This is a genomic window from Oleiphilus sp. HI0080 (assembly GCF_001635135.1).
Genome location: NZ_LWFU01000863.1, coordinates 1 through 245 on the forward strand (window position 1 = coordinate 1; position 245 = coordinate 245).

General features: G+C 46.9%; 1 protein-coding gene. It reads left to right on the forward strand.

Annotated elements, in window-relative coordinates:
- On the forward strand, nucleotides 1-223 hold a 223-nt coding region (locus A3751_RS17410), incomplete at its 5' end, for a TonB-dependent receptor (protein ID WP_156492577.1).
- Nucleotides 224-245 lie beyond the last annotated feature (22 nt).

The following is a 245-nucleotide window of genomic DNA, read 5'->3' on the forward strand; positions in this document are numbered from 1 at the left end:
CCAAGACCAAGACAAAACCCGCTATTCGGCCAACACGACTCAGCTAGTGTATGACGATTACACCACATTAGATGTTTATGGCTCATGGGCACCGAAGGCGCTGGGCAACATCACGCTTGATATGAGTCTAAATAACCTAACAGACCGCTATTATCGAAAAACTTGGTCGCAGCTTGATGCTGTTGGTCGTGAGGTTATCTTGGCCGCAACGTATACATTCTAAGAGGTGAGGGTATGCAAGCATA